The following is a 19,060-nucleotide window of genomic DNA, read 5'->3' on the forward strand; positions in this document are numbered from 1 at the left end:
TTTGGTTGATTTAGCAAACGCAGTTCCTAAACTAAGGTTCTCAAAATTCACTAAAGACTGGGTTAAGATGTCACTAGGTGAAGTATGTAAAGTGAATCAGGGTTTACAAATACCAATTTCTGATAGATATCTGGAGCCAGCGGCTAATCGACATTTTTATATTACTAACGAATTTTTGAAAAAAAATAGCCAAAACAGATATTATATTGAGTCACCGAATAGTAGCGTCTTATGCGATACAGAGGACGTTCTTATGACAAGGACCGGTAATACTGGAATGGTTGTGACTGGAGTAAAAGGAGCTTTCCATAATAATTTTTTCAAAATAAATATTAATAAAAAACTCCTGAACAACGCATATTTGGTAATCTTCTTAAGACATTATAAAACACAACATAAGCTGTTATCCTTAGCGGGGCAATCTACTATACCGGATTTAAATCATAGTGATTATTATTCCATAACGCTATATGTCCCACCACTTGAAGAACAACAGAAAATAGCTTCTTTTTTCTCCCTACTCGATCAAAAGATCGAGAAGCAGCAGGAGAAGATCGAACAATTGGAGTTGTTCAAAAAAGGCATGATGCAGCAAATCTTCTCACAAGAGATCCGTTTCAAGGATAATGGGCTTGATTTCCCTGCGTGGGAAGAAGTAAGCCTTGGTGACCTTGGCGAAACGTACGGAGGACTGAGTGGGAAGACAAAAGATGATTTTGGTAAAGGTGATAGTCATTTTATAACTTATATGAATGTTTTCAGTAATATTAGTGCAGATATTGAAGGTATTGATAAAGTATCAATAGCAGAAACGGAAAGGCAAAATGAAGTTAAAGCAGGAGATATATTGTTTACGACTTCATCGGAAACACCTGAGGAAGTAGGAATGGCTTCAGTTTGGAAGCATGACTTGAGTAATGTTTATCTAAATAGTTTTTGTTTTGGATTTAGGGTAACAAAAGATATTGATTCAGTTTTTCTAGCTTATATGTTGAGGTCTAGCACATACAGAAAAAACATCACTTTATTGGCTCAGGGATCTACACGGTATAACTTATCAAAAGCTAACTTAATGAAAATGCCTGTATATATCCCATCATCCAGAGAGCAGGTTATGATCCGAGACTTCCTCGTAAAACTTGATCAGAAACTAACGAAGGAAGTCGAAAAGCTTTTTAATTTACAAGCCATTAAGAATGGCTATTTACAACAGATGCTAATAATATGATTTCAAAAGTGACACATGATCAGTCTCGATCTACGTGTCACTTTTTTTAACCACCCAACAATGTCCCTTAACATCTACATAAAACTCCCAGGATTCAGGATCGTAATCAACTCCATTATTCCTCGCCCCAAGAAAGTACACTGCTTCCGTAACCATTTCTTCATACACAACCTGTAATTCCTCGTACTCCAACATCATCTGTTCAATTTGATTCATCTTAAACTCCATCATATCAATCGTTTTCCGCAGCGACTCAGTCCTCTGTTTGGTCAATACCCCGATGTATTTCCCATGTTGTTCGACGATCTCATCATTTTGCTTAAAGTTATGCTTAACAAATTCAAACTGAGCTTTCCGAGATAGAAAATCGTATATTTCTGCCACCTAAGTCAACTCCCTATTGGGTTTTTATTTACTATACGAGTGTAGTTTGATTCTATTTTAGTTCCTGCAACATATAACGGCTCTCTCGCGGTTGATAGGTGCTAATTTGTTTTAGTAGTATAATGCAATTCCGATGCCCTACTTATCGCCCTTATACGGCTTCAAATCGCTTAAGTTATTCCTCCCATAAAGGAGTTGCAAGATTTGTAAGGATAAGCTATTGTCAACAACCAACGTTTGAGGATTAATTATCCTAGATGGGGGGTGCTCCGATGATCTGTCAAAATTGTAGTGGTAATAATGACGTAACTGATTTCCGTAAAGGAACAGAAAAATTGGTGCTGTGCGCCGATTGTCGCCTTAAGCTGTTGGCTCCGTATGTTCAGGTTCCCGAGAACCGGTGGAGCAATAATGCATGCTTGGGATATGCGATATTGGGCGCTCAAAGGCTTGGATATAGCCAGAAGCAGATAAAGGATTTAGTCAGAGCCATTAACAGCGAGTTCGACCTGACAAGTCTCGAAGAAGCAACAGTCGTATATGAGCTTCAATCGGTGTGATCATTCTAATCAGCACTATGAGCAGCATTCCTTGATCTGCTTTGTCTGTAAGCAGTCGGATTTGGAACAGCATTTGGAACCTAATGACTTCACCGCTTCTTTCACCGAGGTTCGCCTTCAATGAAGAGACAGGCTTCTCGGTCACTAGAATCGACAATCATGTTGATAAGGTAACCTTCTTCCGTTGCTTCGACGGAAAAGCCGATTGTATTGGAGAGTACCACGATCTGAAGGAAGTGTTCCGCTTGGAGGGGGTAGCGATTCATGTTTCCGAATAATGAACAGGTCAAACAAGTGCGGGAAATGAACCCGAAAGGAACGAGGGTCGAGTTGGTATCGATGTCCGATCCTTACACTACTCTAAACTCAGGAGACCAAGGAACAATCAACTTTGTGGATGATACAGGGACGATCTTCGTCAGCTGGGACAGTGGCTCTACCCTTTGTGTGGTCTATGGTGTAGACGTAATCAAGCATATCCGCAGTTGAGAAGTCTTATAAAAGCAGCGACACTTTTAGAACGAGTCCAATATTTTTATGAAACCAAAAATTTTATAACTGGTAGGATACTTTTATAAAACCCGAATAAACAATCAAAATAGTACCTATTCTGTGCAGCATGACTGGTTATAGGTCTGCCAAACGGAGCTGGTGCTTTTTTTTCGGTAAAATTGAGGTTGATGATTACCGATATTATAATTATATGAGGTTGGTGAATAATTTAGCGAGGTGGCAGCATGGATAGAGAACAGAAGCAGTATGGGAAATCGGACACTAAAAAAAGAGTCGAGCAATTAGGTAAGCAAATTATTAAGAAAGATATGAGTCCCGAGGAACGTGAGTATCTCGGTAGTAAGTGGGACACTCTACACTTCAAAGAGCTTTATGGACTAAGCTCTATCCAGACTACCAGAAATGAAGGCGGCACTGATATGAAGCCGGTGGCTATCCTCTTGGAATCAGATATCGAAATTATCAATGTTCCCGTTATCGATGTCACCATAGACAAGGATACGGGTATAAACCTTAAAACAGAAATCGGGTCTAGGAAGGTAATGCCAGGAGAAGAGTTTTGTCTTTCTTATTACGAGTTCATGTTTCTAGTGATTCGTGATGAGTATGCGGGATTTGTGAGTTATGGAGGTTGCAGAGCAGTATGTCTCTCCGTAAAGACTGCTGTTAAATTTGATGATAATGAAGGTAAAAAGTCGTATGAGTTCTTAGAAATACATGAGGATTTGGGTTTTAAACTACTTGAGGTTGAAAACAGCCCAGGTAAGGTTAGACTTCCGATACCAACTATCACTTTCGTACAAGGTAAGGACGAAGAGGGTAACGGCTTTAATTTTGGTGCAATTCGTGATCACCTTGAGGCTATTGATGAGAAGATCAAGGATGGTAACTGGAAGATAAAAGCGATGTATATGGACAACGAGGATATCAGTCGTTTTCAAAATCTGATCGACAAACATGCTAACTGAACTAAGAAGAGCCGATTTTACTCGGCTCTTTGCACATATTTATAGTGGATTGGTGTTTTACCTTTTTTGATGAAGTATTCGTCAAGATACTTATCTCTGTTATATTTTACTTCACGATCTTCAAGTACAGCAAAAATGGTATCAGGAGTATCGAGCTTTTCAGCGATGAGCTTATTATCCTTATCTTTATACCATTGGATTGATTCATCTGACTCCAAAAACGGTTTGAAGATAACGATGTCTTCGTGATATGTGCATGTCTCAACCCCAATTTCAGTTAAAGAAAGGCGCTTCTGACTCGATACGGTGCGCTCATAATCTTCAGGGGTAAAGAATTCTTCAAGACCTTCGATCTTGTCGACGAGTTGTTCCATTCTTGTCCTTTGCGTCAGCTTTGTCTCAATGGTGCTATAGTACCTTAGAACAATAGCTTTTTCGTCATAACCCTCAATCACAGCGGGGTAGCAAGACTTTAAGCTCCCTATTGTATCTCTTTTATTGCGAGGATTGAAAGTTCTCGAGTACAGTAGGACTACATCTCCCACCTCTAATTCAGCCAGCAGATAAGTATACTTCTCTTTCGCAGAGTATTCCCCGTTCATTAATCCTTTTTTTCGATTGTCTTTCACAAATGTTTCCCAAGGCAACTGAACTACACCCTGAGTTTGAAATTTGATTTCGAGTATGTTTTTGGGGAGAATACCGCTTTCCTGTAAAGCGATAAGATCTGTATATTCGCCATCTTTCTGTTCGTAATCTTCGTGGTCGATAATCAGTTTACGGTTCGGTTCATCGTCGATGAAGTTCTTCACCAAGACAAAAGCCATTAAGCTTACATAGGCAACTGAACGACTTTTACCACGAAAATCCCTGTTAGCTTTTACATCGGATTTGTAATTGAAGTACACATGATGATTTTCAAACTTTAAATCTGCTTTCGCAACACTTTGGGTATTAAGTAAGAAGTCACCATAGTTATACTTTGCTAATTGGACACTGTCGTAAGGTAGGTCATTTACGAACTTAGACTGGATGACAAAACTAAAGTGACTGGTCTTTTTGAGTTCATCCTCGACATTAACGTCTTTAACTGACAAGTCCTCATGTAACAGCGATTTCGTGTATTTCCCTAATTCACAAGCTAAAAGTAACTCCGATCCGGTCTTAAATGCAGGAATGCTAACCCCGTTGGGTAGCAGTTTATTTATATGTATGGACATGATGTATTCCCCTCCTATGACTGAGCCTGTTGTAAGTAGCTCATCGCAGTATCAACATGACTCCATTATAGCAAAATTTTCTCCCCTGGGTTTTCTACGTACGAGGTGTCGATAAAACCGGCACCTCTTTTACCAAGTGATTATTTGATTGTATCAAAATAAGCATCAAACAGTGGTTTTACAAATTTAATGCGGGACATGAAGAGTGTTGCAAGTGATGAAAATATTGTTGAGGGAGTTGGAGTTAGTAGTTGTCGGTGTTGAGGTTTTTGGCATCAAGAGGTTGCAGACCTATAGGTATGGGGTGAAACTCCAAATTTAACTAGGTGGAGTGACGGGCATGTCAAAAATTAATATGCTAACAGTATTTGGTTTATCGAACCTTACAGATGGGGTTTTGAATCATGATTAGGATAAAGGAGGATGTGAAAAACAAACTAATCATTGCTTGGATGACAGAGCAGGATATGAAGACCGATGAATTTGTCGAACTAAAAAAACGGACAAAAATTAAAAATTGCAAATTAATTACTTTTATATCAGGAGTCGAAGATTTGAACCGAGAAATCGAAAATCTTGTCCTTGGAAATGTCTTGAAACACACAGTTGAACAAGCCTTATACAGCAAGGTAGAATAGGAAAACTAAAAATATAAGAGGTGTTAAAACATATGTTGGTTAAGGAAAATGAGTATACAGAGGTATCTTCAAACACATTGTATTTAGGTTATACACGTTTAAGTCGGGACGAGGATAAGTCAAAATACGCTTCAATAATAGCGCAAAAGCAAATGATTAAGTCTCATATCAAGGAGAAGTTTAATAGTACCATTACCGATGAAGCAATTTATGAAGACGATAATGTCAGCGGCTATATATTCGACAGACCTGATTTTAATCGACTTGGTATAGATATTGCTAAAGCAATTGAAAACGGAAAGCGAGTTGTACTAGTAGCAAAAGATTTATCGCGAATTGGTAGGAATAATCCGTTAACGTTAATTTTTCTTCAGAATATGAACAGTAAAGGGGTACGCATAGTATTATTAGGTGATGATTACGATTCATTCGTTAATGATGATTCGATGATTGGTATAAAATCGTGGTATAATGAGTTTTACGTGAAGGATATAAGTCGGAAAGTCAAAGATGGTATCGAAACTAGAATGATAGATGGAATTTATCTTGCACCTGTCCCTTATGGTTACAAGAGAAACCCCCTGGATCAGAAGCAGATAATAATTGACGAAGAAACTGCCCCGATTATAAAGACAATTTTTCAGATGTACCTGCAAGGTGATGGCTATAGGAAGATTTGTATCTATCTAACATTAAACAAAATTCCAACACCTTCAATGATCATTCGTCAAGAAAGGGAAGCTGTTGGTAAGACTAATAAAAAGAAGGTTACAGATGTTTGGGTCCAAAGAATGGTTCAACGTATTATCCGTAATGACTTTTATATCGGGGTATTGAGGCAGGGCAAGTTCAAGTTAAACGGAATCAAAGGTAAAGTACTTAAGACTGACTTAGAACAACACCACGTATTTGATAACAATCATAAGCCAATTGTCAGTAAAGCTGATTTTAACATGGCTCAATCGATCGCCGATAAACGACGTGAAAGTAACTATAGGGGCAAGGGATACAGGCACATTAATCTTTTTTCAGGCTTTTTAGTTTGTGAGGACTGCGGAAAAGGGATGGTTGCGCTTAATAAAGAGGGCAAACATAAATCGTATATCTGTAGTACCTACAGGAGAGTAGGAAAGATTGCTTGTTCCACTCATTATATCCTTGACCGGACCTTAATGCTTGCGATTAAAGCTCACCTTGTTTTAATTCGTGAGAACTTAAGCGTTGCAATACAACAGTTTGATAGTAAAGTTCAGGAAAGTGTCAAAAAAGCTGAAAAGGGAAATAAGTTTAAAACTTCGTTGGCTCGATTAGAAGAAAAGCGGAGCCAACTGTCAAATGAATTAAAGGTTGCTATTAAGCAGAAAATAATAGCTATAACCTTAAATACTGAAAAATCGGTGGAGGTGTATGCTGAAATCGAGGTTGAACTGCAGCAACAATTAGCTGAAGTTAACCGTCAAATAAAAGAACTAATTTCTATACAGGAACAGACCTTTCAATTTCAAGCGAGAGCACATACCGGACTCAGTGTCTTTGATGATATAATATCTAAAGAGATGCTGGATAGAAAAGACTTGGAGTTACTGATTGGGAAAATAATAATAAGTAAAGATGGAGAGCCGACAATATATTTAAAAGCAAATATTGAACAGTTACTTCAACCCAATAATGGTGGAGATCCTGATGGTAACGGTGGCGGCAACAAAGCCACCGTTATTTACATGGCAGGAGCGGTAAAAAAGAAGTTTGTTTCAACGATCGCAATAAACTCTTTTCAGATGTCAGGATATGAGTCTATGTCTCATTCGAAAGAACCATTGTGCACTATAAAGCCGGGTCTTATGGCATTCAAGGTTATGGGGCCACGCTTGTTGAGGGGATCGAGGGCTGTTATTTCAACGTTGTCGGCTTGCCGCTGTCACTGCTGTCAGATATGCTCGCAGCGTATCGCATACATGTATTTTGATCCACGTATTTCAAGCTAACTTACGAAAGCAGGGATGGGCATGGAGCCGCAGCGCCAATTCATTCGTGATGTCCCACAGGAAGAACGTCCAAGAGAGCGATTAATTAAATATGGGGCCGAAGCGCTCAGTCACACGGAATTACTGGCCATTCTTTTGCGAACAGGCACGAAAAAGGAATCAGTTGTCCATCTTGCGGGTAATATCATGAAGGAATGCGGCAATTTGCGCAACTTGATGGATATGAGTCTGGAAGAGCTGACAGCCATTCGCGGCATCGGTCCGGCGAAAGCGATTCAATTGCGTGCGGGACTTGAGCTTGGACGCAGAGTGTCTCGTACGGGCAATGGCGAGGTTGTTACGGTGAAGAGGCCAGAGGATGCGGCGAATTATGTCATGGATGAGCTTCGTCATTTGAAAAAAGAGCATTTCGTCTGTCTTTTTCTCAATACGAAAAATCACATTATTGCTCAAGAGACGCTTTCGATGGGCACGCTGAATGCCTCGCTCGTTCATCCAAGGGAAGTATTTCGTGCGGCTATTAAATGCAGCAGCGCCTCGCTCATTTGTGTGCATAATCATCCGAGCGGCGATCCTACGCCAAGTCCTGAAGATATTGCGCTAACGAAGCGGCTCGTTTCTGCTGGAGAGTTGGTAGGCATTGAAGTGCTGGATCATCTCGTTATTGGTGATGGAAGGTTTATTAGTTTGAAGGAACAAGGCTACATGTAATATAATAAGAAGGATTGTGGCATTTCAGAAGGGAGCACTAACATGTTTGGTGGTTTATCGAAAGATCTTGGCATTGACTTGGGAACAGCTAATACTCTTGTATACGTAAAAGGAAAAGGAATTGTCGTGAGGGAGCCGTCTGTGGTAGCCCTGCGTACCGATACGAAAACGATAGAAGCAGTTGGCGAGCAAGCGAAAAAAATGATCGGCAGAACGCCGGGCAATATTCGCGCCGTACGTCCAATGAAGGATGGCGTCATTGCTGACTTTGAAACGACAGCAACGATGATTAAATATTTTATTCGTTCAGCGCAAAAGCAAAAATCTTTGTTTCCGCGCCATCCGAACGTCATGATTTGCGTGCCCTCTGGCATTACTGCAGTTGAGAAGCGCGCGGTTGAAGATGCAGCGAAGCAAGCAGGTGCACGTGAAGCTTATACGATTGAAGAACCGTTCGCAGCAGCGATTGGCGCCGATCTTCCGGTTTGGGAGCCTACGGGCAGCATGGTCGTTGATATTGGCGGAGGAACGACAGAGGTTGCAGTGATTTCGCTCGGAGGGATTGTAACAAGCCGTTCGATTCGGGTCGCTGGGGATGAAATGGATGAGTCCATTATCCAATATATTAAGCGCTTCTACAATCTGATGATTGGGGAACGTACGGCAGAGCAGCTTAAGATGGATCTGGGTACAGCACTGCCGCTTGATCCGCCGGAATCGGTGGAAATTAGAGGCCGCGATCTTGTATCCGGCTTGCCTAAGACACTTGCCATAACATCGGATGAAGTAAGCGAAGCGCTTGCGGATACGGTGACCGCTATTGTGGATGCCGTTAAAGTCACGCTTGAAAAATGCCCGCCAGAGCTGTCTGCAGATATTATGGATCGCGGTATTGTACTGACAGGCGGCGGAGCACTGCTTCGCAATCTGGACAAGCTGCTGCAGCGCGAGACTGGCATGCCGGTCATTGTAGCGGACAATCCGCTTGACTGCGTAGCTATAGGTACCGGCCGTTCGCTTGACCATATTCATTTATTCAAGAGCAGAGGCGGTTCAGGCGGCCGTTCGAAACGCTAGAAGAGCTTCCTGCCAATTTGGCAAAAAATGAAAATGTGATTAGAACAGGCAGGTGATCGAGCTGTTTAAGCTGTTTAGAAATAAGCGCATGTTTATGCTTATGTTCGGGTTTATTCTGTTCATTGTGGTCATCGGCTTCTCGCTAAGTGACCGTAAGGAGCTGAGTATGCCGGAGAAGTTTATCGGAGATTCAGTCGGATTCGTTCAGCAATGGTTTTATGTGCCCGCTGCTTCAATAGCGGGTTTCTTTGAGGATATTGGCAATCTCCGGGCGATTTATGAGGAGAATGAGTACCTTAGACTGACAGCAGCGGCTTATGCCCGCGACAAAATCGGCTATAACTTTCTGCAGGAAGAGAATGAGCGTTTGCAGAAAGAGCTGAATTTTACAGAGCAGCAGAAAAAAATAAACAATTACAACTACCGAATTGCCCATGTCATTGCCGTTGACAATAATCCGTACAGCAAGACGCTGGAAATCAATTTAGGCTCGCTGAATGGCATCAAGCAGAATATGGCGGTTACAACCATTGACGGCATTATCGGTATTGTCAGCCAGGTAAGGCCGAATACGGCAACGGTAATGCCGATTACGGAGCTAGATGAAAAGTCGCCCACTTCCAATGCGATTGCGGCGACTATTCTTGGCAAGAGCGACTCTTTCGGAATGGTTACCAGCTACGATGATGAGACGCAGCGATTGATTATGACGAGAATCGGCGAAAACGACAAAATGATCGTCGGTGATCTGGTCGTTACCTCAGGGAGCGACAGCGTTTACCCGCGCGGTCTTGTTATTGGAACGGTAGAGACAAAGGAAGTAGGCAATTTTGGCTTGACGTACACAGCTTCAATTGAGATGGCGGCAAATTTGAACCAGCTTAAAGAAGTGTTTGTCGTCGAGGTGTCTGCATCGGAGGATGCGGGGAAATGAGTATGATGAGCACGAATCGGCTTATCCTGCTGTTGTTTTTCCTTTTTGTTATTGAAGGCAGCGTCATGCCTTGGATCATTCCGGTCGATTATGCTGGCAAAATTATTCCGCATTTTAGCTTTGTCTTTGTATTATATGCTGCTCTGTATAGCGGTCGCCATCGGGCACTGATGTTTGGTATAGGTATTGGACTTATTCAGGATATCGTCTACTATGGTCATTTGCTCGGTGTACATACGTTCATGATGGGGCTAATCGGTTATTTTGCTGGACTTCTGTTCGATCGCCGCCGCAGCACGCTGCTTACATGCCTGTCCGTAATTGGCTTTGCGTGCATTGCTTACGATTCAGCCGTTTATTTTATTTATTCGCTTTTCCGGTTGACGGAGGAGTCGTATGCTTTCGCGCTGCTGGATCATATTTTGCCTAGCTTATTTTTGCAGCTTGCCTTTGCTTTGGTTATTTACGTGCCTGTTCGCAAGCTGTATGAGCAGGATGCGAAGCTAAATCAGGACCAGGATGAGGAATAAATTGGCGGTTAAAGCAGGAATTCGATTGTTTCGAAAAGAATGCAATACGTTGGGGAGGGACAATCGTGGCCGAAAAGCAGCATATTATGATTAAAGGCGTCAAGGAAGGTCTCGTGTTCCTTCTCGACGATAGTTGTGAGCTTGATTTATTACTCGATGAGCTGCACTACAAGCTGGAGAAAACCCATCAGCAGCTGCTCACCGGCCCGCTCGTGCACGTCCATGTCAAGCTAGGAAGCAGGCAGCTTGACGATGAGGATAAAGAACGGATTCGATCGGTTATTCGCGCGCAGGGTAATCTGATTGTACAATCGGTAGAATCGGAGCCGGCGGCAGGCAGCCAGCCACAGGCTCCGCCACCTGGCATTCAGCTCATTAGCGGAATTATCCGATCGGGTCAAACGATAGAGCGTGAAGGCGATTTGCTGCTGACGGGGGATGTGAACCCGGGAGGAACGATTATCAGCACCGGTGATATTTATGTGATGGGCGCGCTGCGTGGTGTCGCTCATGCTGGTGTTAACGGCCGAACGGATGTTATTATTGCGGCATCACTGATGCGGCCGACACAATTGCGCATAGCAGATATCATTAGTAGGCCGCCGGAGGAATGGATGTCGGGCGATCCAGCGATGGAGTTTGCTTTTTTGAATGAGGGAACGATGCAGATGGATAAAATTTCGCAATTATACCGTTTACGCAATAATCCGATTATGTTGAGAGGGGTGTAACTTATGGGAGAAGCGATTGTTGTCACATCTGGAAAAGGCGGCGTTGGTAAAACGACTACGTCTGCCAATCTAGGAACGGCACTGGCTCTGCTTGGCAAGAAGGTATGTATGGTTGACACCGACATCGGACTGCGTAATTTGGATGTTGTTATGGGACTTGAAAATCGCATAATTTATGATCTTATCGATGTGGCTGAAGGCCGCTGCCGCTTGAATCAAGCGCTGATCAAGGACAAGCGTTTTGATGAGCTGTACATGCTGCCGGCTGCCCAAACGAAGGACAAAAACGATGTATCGCCCGAACAGGTCAAAGACATGGTGCTGGAGCTGAAGAAGGAATTTGATTATGTCATTATTGATTGCCCAGCCGGAATTGAACAGGGCTTCCGCAATGCGATTGCCGGCGCAGACCGGGCTATTGTTATTACGACGCCAGAAAATGCTGCCGTTCGCGATGCGGACCGAGTAATTGGCCTGCTTGAGAAAGAGGGCATCGCTGCCAAAATCATCATTAACCGTATTCGTCAGAACATGGTGAAAAGCGGGGAAATGCTTGATATTGATGAAATTTGTCAGGTGCTCGCCGTTGATTTGCTCGGTATCGTGCCGGATGATGAGAAGGTTATCAAATCCGCGAATACAGGCGAGCCGACGGTGATGGACCCTTCGTCGCGCGCGGCGATTGCTTACCGCAACATTGCCCGCCGCATTTTGGGCGATATGGTTCCACTTATGCTGCTAGATGAGAAGGCAGGCGCCTTCAAACGGTTCCGCAAGTTTTTGGGAATAGGATGATTGCATTGTGCTGAATAAATTCAAAAAAATTGACTGGGGCATCGTCGCAATTTTAGTTTGTCTCATGGTTTTTAGCTTGTTTGTAATATATAGTGCTACTTGGGACAATTCGCAATATGCTACATCAACTGAAAAAATGGCTATTTTTTATGGTGTTGGTTTTTTTATCACGATTTTTGCCGCTCTTTTTGATTACCGGATTTTGCTCAAAACCTGGCATATCTTATATGGCTTTGGCGTCGCTTTGCTGGTCACCGTGTATTTTTTTGGATCTGTTATCAATGGAGCAAAAGGCTGGTTCAAGCTCGGAAGCTTCTCCTTTCAACCGGCTGAAATCATGAAAATTTTTCTGATTATCGGGATTGCCTACATTATGGGCCGAAGAAAAGGCGATAGATTAGGCTTTTCTCAAGATTTATTACCGATAGCAGCTTTTTCCCTATTGCCGTTTGCGCTTGTCATGATGCAGCCTGATTTAGGAAATGCGATTATTTATCTCGTTATCGTGCTCGGAATGCTTTGGATTGGCAATGTTAAATATAAGCATGTTCTTGTAGGGCTTGCTGTCGTTGTTGGCGGTTTGATCCTGTTCATGACGCTGTTTAATATGTTTAATACGGAAATATATACTTATCTGAAAGAAAAAGAATTAACGCACTGGTACAATCGGATTAATACGTTCATGCATCCAGAGGAAGCATCTGCTGATGCGAGCTATCAATCTCAAAATGCCAAAATTGCCATAGGCTCAGGCGGGCTTACGGGTGATGGCTATCTGCAGGGCGAGATGAAAAACGGGAAGTTCATCCCTTATCCGTACTCCGATTCCATATTTGCTGTTATCGGCGAGGAATTTGGTTTTCAGGGTGCAGCCGTGTTGTTGCTGCTGTATTTCCTGCTCATTTACCGAATTATCATAATCGCCTTCAAATGTCATGATTTGCGCGCTGCCTATATGACGATAGGCATTGCCTCTATGTTCGTATTTCAGATATTCCAAAATATCGGCATGATGATTGGACTAATGCCGATTACCGGCATCACGCTGCCATTCATCAGCTACGGCGGCACTTCACTGCTGCTGAATATGATTTGTATCGGCATTGTATTCAGTATAAAGGCTCATCAGGAAGTTTATGAGCTGGCTGAATAACCACATAGCTGCTGCTTGGAAGGGCGCTGCAATTCTCTGGGAAGAGAAAGCAGCGTTCTTTTTCTTTTTGCCTGCTGAATTTGCATACTTGTCCGTTTTTCCTCATAAGGATGTAGAAGGAAGCAAGCTCTCTGATAAGCGAGAGGGGGAGGAACGGATGATGGATACGAAGGAAGCGGTGCGAAGGCGCCGTGAAGAGAAAATTAGACGATTAATGGAGCAGCCCGTTCGGGATGGATTCATGCAAGAGCGGCTTTCAAGAGCGGAATACAGCGTGCCCGCTGTGCCTCCGCTCTATCCGCTATTGGAGGAGGAGGAGCGGGACCCAGAGAAAATGTGGAAGGAAAGTCCTAATCCTTGGGATGGATGGACGCAGATACAGGATGATCAACGAAGCCGGACGAGCCGCATGGATTATCGTTATGGACATCAGTCAGGAGAACCGCCGTATGCGGAACCGCCAAAAGGTGGACGACCACACCCCTTCTTTCGCGAGCTGCGCTGGAAAATAATTGCGGCTGCTGTATTGTTCGCTGGCATATGGGGTTTATACCAGATTGATGAGAAGTGGGCAATGGAGAGCCGAGCTTATGTAGCGCAGGCGCTTCATGATGAGCTGGATTTTGCCAGTGCGGCAAAATGGTATAAAGAAACGTTTGCCGGAGCGCCGACGTTTATTCCGATTTTCCAAGAGGAGCAGAAGGAGGCAACAGCTGCGGAAGGTGCAGTCAAGCTGCCTATCGTTGCTCCGCTTGAGGGCGGTGCTATCGTACGTACATTTGCCGAGCTGCTAAATGGTGTCGAGCTTGCTGGCTCATCGGAGGAAGCGGTAAATGCGGTAGAGACAGGCAGAGTGCTTGTTGTCTCGGAGCCATCGGATAATGGAGTAACCGTCGTAGTCCAGCATGCGGATGAACGAGTCAGCGTATATGGCAAGCTAGGGTATGCATCAGTTGGCGTGAATGATTGGGTGGAAGCGGGCGATCAGGTCGGGAGCCTGCGCAGAGCAAGCGGTGAGGAGCCGAGCCTGCTTTATTTTGCAATTAAGCAAAACGACCGCTATATTGATCCGGTAAGCGTGATCCCGCTTGGTTAAATGGAGGGGCATTCGCTGGTCGGTGCATCCGTTGTTTGTGCTGGTAATGGCGGCCTCCGTATTAACAGGTTATTTTGTCGAGCTGTTCACCTTGTTTTTAATCGTAATTGTCCATGAGGCTGGCCATGTGCTGGTGGCGCGTTATTTCGGCTGGCATATTCGCGAGGTTAAGCTGCTGCCTTTCGGCGGTGTGGCTGAAGTGGAGGATGCGGGCAGCCTTCCAGCGGGAGAGGATGCGCTTGTAGCGATAGCCGGACCGCTGCAAAATGTATGGATGGGACTAGCTGCTTGGGGCCTGAGCCAGCTGGGACTATGGGATCCCGAATGGTCGGCCTATGTCGTTCAGGCAAATATGATGATTGGCTTATTTAATTTATTGCCGATTTATCCGCTTGATGGCGGGAAGCTGCTGCAAGCAGCCCTTAGCTATAGCTTGAGCTTTTTCAGCGTTATGCGCTGGACGGCACGCATCAGCCTTGTGCTCAGCAGCTTAATGATCGGCGTTTCACTGCTAGGGCTGCTGCGTCCCGGCGGCGCTATTCAATTCAATCTGCTCATCATTGGAACATTTCTGTTTATGACGAACTGGACCTATAATCGGAGCATTCCGTATTTATTCATTCGGTTTCTCATGCATCGCGACCAGGTAGCTATCCGCAAGATGGCGCAAGGCGTGCTTGCCAGCCCTATCGTGGTGGATGGCAGGCAATCTGCGGTATATGCCGTTCGTTTGCTTTGGCGCGAGCGGTATCACTTGTTTTATATTATGGAGCGAGGCTCCAGCATTGCCAGGGTAGCTCCAGAGCAGCGTGTTGTTGACCGTTATTTGCTTGAGCGCAATCCGAACCGCCCTGTTATTGAGCTTCTTCCTTAAGGGGATAAAAAACAGATAAGGAACTCCCGCTGCGACTTGTGTTAATATAAAAGAAAACGTGAGAGCTGGCGGGTGATGTTTGAGAGATGAAGCAAATGTTGATGCACAGTGACGGAGAAATGCTTCAAACAGCTGTTTTGCAGGATGGCCGGCTCATGGAATTTTTTATGGAACGGTCGGAGAAGAGCGGCCTCGTAGGCAACGTCTACAAAGGGCGTGTCATTAATGTGCTGCCTGGCATGCAGGCGGCGTTCGTAGATATTGGTCTAGGCAAAAACGCTTTTCTCTATATAGATGATTTATTGCATCCCAATTTGGAGAAACAGCCGGAGATAAAGCCTTCAATTGAAGAGCTGGTGCGGCCAGGTCAAGAGCTGATTGTACAGGTGATGAAGGAGCCGCTTGGCGGCAAGGGAGCCAGGGTGACGACCCACTTCACATTGCCGGGGCGCTGGCTGGTGCTCATGCCGCAGGCTGGATATGTAGGCGTTTCACGAAAAATCGCTGCCGACAGCGAGCGTGCCAGACTGCGCGATGTAGGCGAGCAGCTGCTTCAAGGCGAGGAAGGCATCATCCTCCGGACGGCTGCCTCAGGTGAGTCTGAGCAGTCGCTTGCGGCTGATGTTGCCCAGCTTCGCGCCAGCTGGGAGCGTATAATAAGCCAGGCCGCGAAAGCGAAAGCACCAGCAGGCCTACATATGGAGGCGGGTCTGCTGCGGCGAATTGTCCGCGATACGCTAGATATGAAAGTGGAAGAGGTATGGATTGATGATGCATCCCGCCTGCAGGAAGCGGCTGCGCTGCTGCGGGAAATGACGCCGCAGCTCGAAAAACGGCTCAAGCTGTATGACCGGGGTGCTTCGCTTACTCTATTTGATGCTTTTGACGTCACTCGGCAGGTGCATGAAGCGTTTCAACCGAATATTCGGCTGGCAAGCGGCGGCTCGCTAGTATGGGGAGAGACGGAAGCTCTGACCGTTATTGATGTAAATACGGGCAAATTCACAGGCGCTACGAATTTAGAGGATACCGTCTTCCGTACGAATATGGAGGCGGCTGATGAAATCGCCCGGCTGCTGCGGCTGCGTGATGTGGGCGGCATCATTATTATTGATTTTATAGATATGGAAAATGAACAAAACCGCGAGCGGATTATCGCGCGCCTGAATGAATGGGCGAGGCTGGACCCGACAAAATGCTCGGTCGTTGGCTGGACAAGACTAGGGCTTATGGAAGTGACCCGCAAAAAAGCGCGGGAGGGTGCTGCGGGCCAGCTAACGGAGCGCTGTCCGTGCTGCGGAGGAAGCGGCAGGCAGGGGCAAGTTAAAGTCTAGCTGTGCAAAAAGTGGGATAGCGTTTGGGTGCGCGACAAATAGAACGACCGATGAAGAGGAGCCTTCATCGGTCGTTTTTGCTTAGGTTTGGCGAGCTAAGCGCCGGTTGCTTCTTTTTTCAAAATCGGAATCCATACTTCGCTCCGGTAATCTTCAGCGCAAGTATCCCCTTCGTAATAAACCTCCAGCTCAGGGCCTCCGGCATGCTCATAGCCGGTTCCGGGAAACCACTCTTGGAAAATCCGGCGAAATACATTTTGAAGCGAATCAGGCAATGGGCCTGTCGAGGTGAATATGGCCCAGGTAGCTGCGGGAACGGTACGGACCGTATATTTCTCTTCCTTGTCAGCCACATTGGCATCAACAGAGGTAGCAATCATATAGGTGAATGTCTCCTTATCGGGCTGGCCGTCAAGACAGACGCCAATAATTGCCCCATCCCCTTTGGCATAAAGCTCGGCGGGCGCTTCGCTTTGGTTGAATGCCTCCCACAGCTTAGGAATATCGATGAAATTTTGTCCGTCCTTACAGCTCACTTCATAGGACAAGCCTGCAATTTGAAAAGCTTCTTTTTCCTCAATACGATAATCCATGTCCTTGTCTCCCTTCAACGATAGCTGGAATGAAATGCGGGGGAATGCTTTCAATGTAACGCCGGGTGCTCTCGCTTCCGAAGGCGAAATGCCATGAATGCGGCGAAAGGCCTTGGAGAATGACTCGGGAGTATCATAACCGTATTTAAAGGCAACGTCTGCGACCTTTATGGTGCTTGACGTCAGCTCCTGCGCCGCAAGTGTCAGCTTGCGCTTACGGATATATTCCGCGACTGTCATTCCAGTAAGCATGTGGAACATGCGCTGAAAATGAAACGGCGACACATAGGCGGCCTTGGCGATATCGGCGATGTCGAGGCGTTCCTCCATTTTTTGCTCCATCAGGTCGAGTGCATCCTTCATTCGAAGAATAGCTTCCATGCCGCATCAACTTCCTTTGCTCTCAATATTGTAGCATCATTTAACAGAGGGCTGCCTGTCATTGCGTGCTGACTTCAGACAGATTAGATTAAATGGTGATCGTCGTAATCCGTTCCTTAAGACTGGCCTTATTATACAAAATAAAAAAAATAGAGACAATGGAATGTGCTGCAAGAGGGTATGCTATAGACAATCGTGTGGAAAAGAGGTTGCTTGATTCCATTTTGTATGCTAGAATGTTCAAGTATGTCTGATTGTTTTATACAGCGGACTTGCAGATACCGCTCCGATCGGGTACAAGCAATGGCAGCCCATGCTGCAATTCACCTGGATTAGGCGAGTCTTCGACAATAAGGAGGTGCACTCACAATGTTCGCAATTATCGAAACTGGCGGCAAGCAATACAAAGTTCAGGAAGGCGATGTGCTTTTCATCGAAAAACTGAACGCCAATGCAGGCGAAAGCGTAACGTTTGATCGCGTGTTGGCTGTATCCGGTGCAGACGGTCTTGTAACTGGTACTCCAGTTCTTTCCGGCGCTACTGTTTCTGCTACTGTTGAAAAACAAGGCAGAGGCCAAAAGATCATCGTTTACAAATACAAAGCCAAAAAGAACTACCGTCGTAAGCAAGGTCATCGTCAACCGTACACAAAAGTAACGATCGGCAAAATCCAAGCATAAGAGGATTATTATGATCACGGTTACGATTGTACGAAATGCTGACAAGCGGATTACATCGTTTAAGATTAAAGGACATGCGAAGTATGCGAAGCTCGGCAAAGACATTGTCTGCGCTGGCGTGTCGGCTATATCAGTCGGTACAGTCAACTCGGTTGAAGCTTTGGCAGATGTGAAGCTTCCTTATGTAATGGACAATGGATGGTTATCATCGGATATTCCGGTGTTAGCTGATCAGGAAACCGATCATAAGGTGCAGCTGCTGCTGGAGTCGATGATCGTGATGCTTAATACGATCGCACAGTCCTACGGAAAATATGTTGTGATTAAACAACAATCTCTTGAATGAGGGAGGGAAATCTCATGTTGAAACTGAATCTTCAGCTTTTCGCTTCGAAGAAAGGTGTAGGTTCCACAAAGAACGGACGTGACAGTCAATCGAAGCGTCTTGGCGCTAAACGTGCTGACGGTCAAACCGTATCTGCTGGAAGCATCTTGTTCCGTCAACGCGGAACAAAAATTCACCCAGGAACTAACGTAGGCATCGGCAAAGACGATACGCTTTATGCGAAAGTCGAAGGCGTTGTGAAGTTTGAGCGTTGGGGACGCGATCGCAAAAAAGTGAGCGTGTATCCAGTGGACCTGGCTCCAGTAGCCGCAGCAGTAGAAGCATAATA

At 44.9% G+C, this 19,060-nt stretch carries 22 protein-coding genes and 2 pseudogenes; 21 read left to right on the forward strand and 3 right to left on the reverse strand.

What is annotated here, in order from left to right:
- The first annotated feature begins 1 nt into the window (after window position 1).
- Entirely contained in the window at window positions 2-1,228 is a 1,227-nt protein-coding gene (locus AC50YG_RS28150) for a restriction endonuclease subunit S (RefSeq protein WP_494831816.1), read from the forward strand.
- Window positions 1,229-1,258: 30 nt separating this feature from the next.
- Here AC50YG_RS28150 and AC50YG_RS28155 read toward each other — a convergent pair whose 3' ends face one another.
- On the reverse strand, window positions 1,259-1,612 hold the full coding sequence (locus AC50YG_RS28155; RefSeq protein ID WP_494831818.1) for a hypothetical protein: 354 nt from the start codon (window positions 1,610-1,612) through the stop codon (window positions 1,259-1,261).
- A 272-nt stretch (window positions 1,613-1,884) separates the two neighbouring features.
- Between AC50YG_RS28155 and AC50YG_RS28160 the strand changes: the two genes are divergently transcribed.
- The 4 genes from AC50YG_RS28160 to AC50YG_RS28175 all read left to right on the forward strand — a co-directional run bounded on the left by AC50YG_RS28160 (window position 1,885) and on the right by AC50YG_RS28175 (window position 3,653).
- Complete coding sequence (locus AC50YG_RS28160; protein WP_494831820.1) at window positions 1,885-2,172, forward strand: hypothetical protein; 288 nt, start codon at window positions 1,885-1,887, stop codon at window positions 2,170-2,172.
- A gap of 83 nt (window positions 2,173-2,255) precedes the next feature.
- Window positions 2,256-2,450 carry a hypothetical protein gene (locus tag AC50YG_RS28165; RefSeq protein WP_494831822.1) on the forward strand — a complete coding sequence of 65 codons (195 nt, stop codon included), beginning with the start codon at window positions 2,256-2,258 and terminating at the stop codon, window positions 2,448-2,450.
- The gene (locus tag AC50YG_RS28170; RefSeq protein ID WP_494831824.1) at window positions 2,437-2,661 is read left to right on the forward strand and encodes a DUF4314 domain-containing protein; all 225 of its coding nucleotides are present in this window, start codon (window positions 2,437-2,439) and stop codon (window positions 2,659-2,661) included. The genes AC50YG_RS28165 and AC50YG_RS28170 overlap by 14 nt, the downstream gene beginning before the upstream one ends.
- 248 nt (window positions 2,662-2,909) lie before the next feature.
- A complete protein-coding gene (locus tag AC50YG_RS28175; protein WP_494831826.1) occupies window positions 2,910-3,653 on the forward strand; it encodes a hypothetical protein in 744 nt (247 codons plus the stop codon).
- Between the two features lie 17 nt (window positions 3,654-3,670).
- On the opposite strand, the gene AC50YG_RS28180 is transcribed toward AC50YG_RS28175, so the two are convergent.
- Window positions 3,671-4,873 carry a hypothetical protein gene (locus AC50YG_RS28180; RefSeq protein WP_494831828.1) on the reverse strand — a complete coding sequence of 401 codons (1,203 nt, stop codon included), beginning with the start codon at window positions 4,871-4,873 and terminating at the stop codon, window positions 3,671-3,673.
- A gap of 404 nt (window positions 4,874-5,277) precedes the next feature.
- Between AC50YG_RS28180 and AC50YG_RS28185 the strand changes: the two genes are divergently transcribed.
- The 13 genes and pseudogenes from AC50YG_RS28185 to AC50YG_RS28245 all read left to right on the forward strand — a co-directional run bounded on the left by AC50YG_RS28185 (window position 5,278) and on the right by AC50YG_RS28245 (window position 16,731).
- Window positions 5,278-5,511 carry a hypothetical protein gene (locus tag AC50YG_RS28185; RefSeq protein ID WP_494831830.1) on the forward strand — a complete coding sequence of 78 codons (234 nt, stop codon included), beginning with the start codon at window positions 5,278-5,280 and terminating at the stop codon, window positions 5,509-5,511.
- A gap of 32 nt (window positions 5,512-5,543) precedes the next feature.
- Window positions 5,544-6,695 (forward strand): annotated as a pseudogene (locus tag AC50YG_RS28190) (recombinase family protein); the annotation flags it as partial.
- A 644-nt stretch (window positions 6,696-7,339) separates the two neighbouring features.
- A pseudogene (locus AC50YG_RS28195) lies at window positions 7,340-7,477 on the forward strand (Maf family protein); the annotation flags it as partial.
- A 40-nt stretch (window positions 7,478-7,517) separates the two neighbouring features.
- Window positions 7,518-8,207 (forward strand): RadC family protein, encoded by a 690-nt coding sequence (gene radC / locus AC50YG_RS28200; RefSeq protein ID WP_494831832.1) that lies wholly within the window; start codon window positions 7,518-7,520, stop codon window positions 8,205-8,207.
- A 42-nt stretch (window positions 8,208-8,249) separates the two neighbouring features.
- Window positions 8,250-9,284 (forward strand): rod shape-determining protein, encoded by a 1,035-nt coding sequence (locus AC50YG_RS28205; RefSeq protein WP_494831834.1) that lies wholly within the window; start codon window positions 8,250-8,252, stop codon window positions 9,282-9,284.
- Between the two features lie 52 nt (window positions 9,285-9,336).
- Window positions 9,337-10,218, forward strand: coding sequence for a rod shape-determining protein MreC (gene mreC / locus AC50YG_RS28210; protein WP_494831836.1), 882 nt, complete (start codon window positions 9,337-9,339; stop codon window positions 10,216-10,218).
- Window positions 10,215-10,748 carry a rod shape-determining protein MreD gene (mreD, locus tag AC50YG_RS28215; RefSeq protein WP_341281747.1) on the forward strand — a complete coding sequence of 178 codons (534 nt, stop codon included), beginning with the start codon at window positions 10,215-10,217 and terminating at the stop codon, window positions 10,746-10,748. Before mreC ends, mreD begins: the two co-directional genes overlap by 4 nt.
- Window positions 10,749-10,810: 62 nt before the next feature.
- A complete protein-coding gene (locus AC50YG_RS28220) occupies window positions 10,811-11,479 on the forward strand; it encodes a septum site-determining protein MinC (RefSeq protein WP_494831962.1) in 669 nt (222 codons plus the stop codon).
- A 3-nt stretch (window positions 11,480-11,482) separates the two neighbouring features.
- A complete protein-coding gene (gene minD / locus AC50YG_RS28225) occupies window positions 11,483-12,274 on the forward strand; it encodes a septum site-determining protein MinD (protein ID WP_046229380.1) in 792 nt (263 codons plus the stop codon).
- 7 nt (window positions 12,275-12,281) lie between these two features.
- Window positions 12,282-13,427: an FtsW/RodA/SpoVE family cell cycle protein gene (locus tag AC50YG_RS28230; RefSeq protein ID WP_494831839.1), complete on the forward strand. Its 1,146-nt coding sequence runs from the start codon at window positions 12,282-12,284 to the stop codon at window positions 13,425-13,427.
- 157 nt (window positions 13,428-13,584) lie between these two features.
- Window positions 13,585-14,523, forward strand: a complete 939-nt coding sequence (locus AC50YG_RS28235; protein ID WP_494831841.1) for a peptidoglycan DD-metalloendopeptidase family protein — start codon at window positions 13,585-13,587, stop codon at window positions 14,521-14,523.
- Entirely contained in the window at window positions 14,516-15,397 is an 882-nt protein-coding gene (locus AC50YG_RS28240; RefSeq protein ID WP_494831843.1) for a M50 family metallopeptidase, read from the forward strand. The genes AC50YG_RS28235 and AC50YG_RS28240 overlap by 8 nt, the downstream gene beginning before the upstream one ends.
- Before the next feature lie 86 nt (window positions 15,398-15,483).
- On the forward strand, window positions 15,484-16,731 hold the full coding sequence (locus AC50YG_RS28245) for an Rne/Rng family ribonuclease (RefSeq protein WP_494831845.1): 1,248 nt from the start codon (window positions 15,484-15,486) through the stop codon (window positions 16,729-16,731).
- A 95-nt stretch (window positions 16,732-16,826) separates the two neighbouring features.
- Here the strand turns inward: AC50YG_RS28245 and AC50YG_RS28250 are convergent, their stop codons facing one another.
- A complete protein-coding gene (locus AC50YG_RS28250; protein WP_473761780.1) occupies window positions 16,827-17,705 on the reverse strand; it encodes an AraC family transcriptional regulator in 879 nt (292 codons plus the stop codon).
- Between the two features lie 369 nt (window positions 17,706-18,074).
- Between AC50YG_RS28250 and rplU the strand changes: the two genes are divergently transcribed.
- The 3 genes from rplU to rpmA are packed head-to-tail and all read left to right on the forward strand — an operon-like array spanning window position 18,075 to window position 19,058.
- Window positions 18,075-18,386 carry a 50S ribosomal protein L21 gene (gene rplU / locus AC50YG_RS28255; RefSeq protein WP_046229374.1) on the forward strand — a complete coding sequence of 104 codons (312 nt, stop codon included), beginning with the start codon at window positions 18,075-18,077 and terminating at the stop codon, window positions 18,384-18,386.
- Between the two features lie 10 nt (window positions 18,387-18,396).
- Window positions 18,397-18,732, forward strand: coding sequence for a ribosomal-processing cysteine protease Prp (locus AC50YG_RS28260; RefSeq protein ID WP_473761777.1), 336 nt, complete (start codon window positions 18,397-18,399; stop codon window positions 18,730-18,732).
- A gap of 14 nt (window positions 18,733-18,746) precedes the next feature.
- Window positions 18,747-19,058, forward strand: a complete 312-nt coding sequence (gene rpmA / locus AC50YG_RS28265) for a 50S ribosomal protein L27 (RefSeq protein WP_046229372.1) — start codon at window positions 18,747-18,749, stop codon at window positions 19,056-19,058.
- The last annotated feature ends 2 nt before the right edge of the window (window positions 19,059-19,060 follow it).

The sequence above is a fragment of the Paenibacillus sp. J31R34 genome (assembly GCF_059383715.1).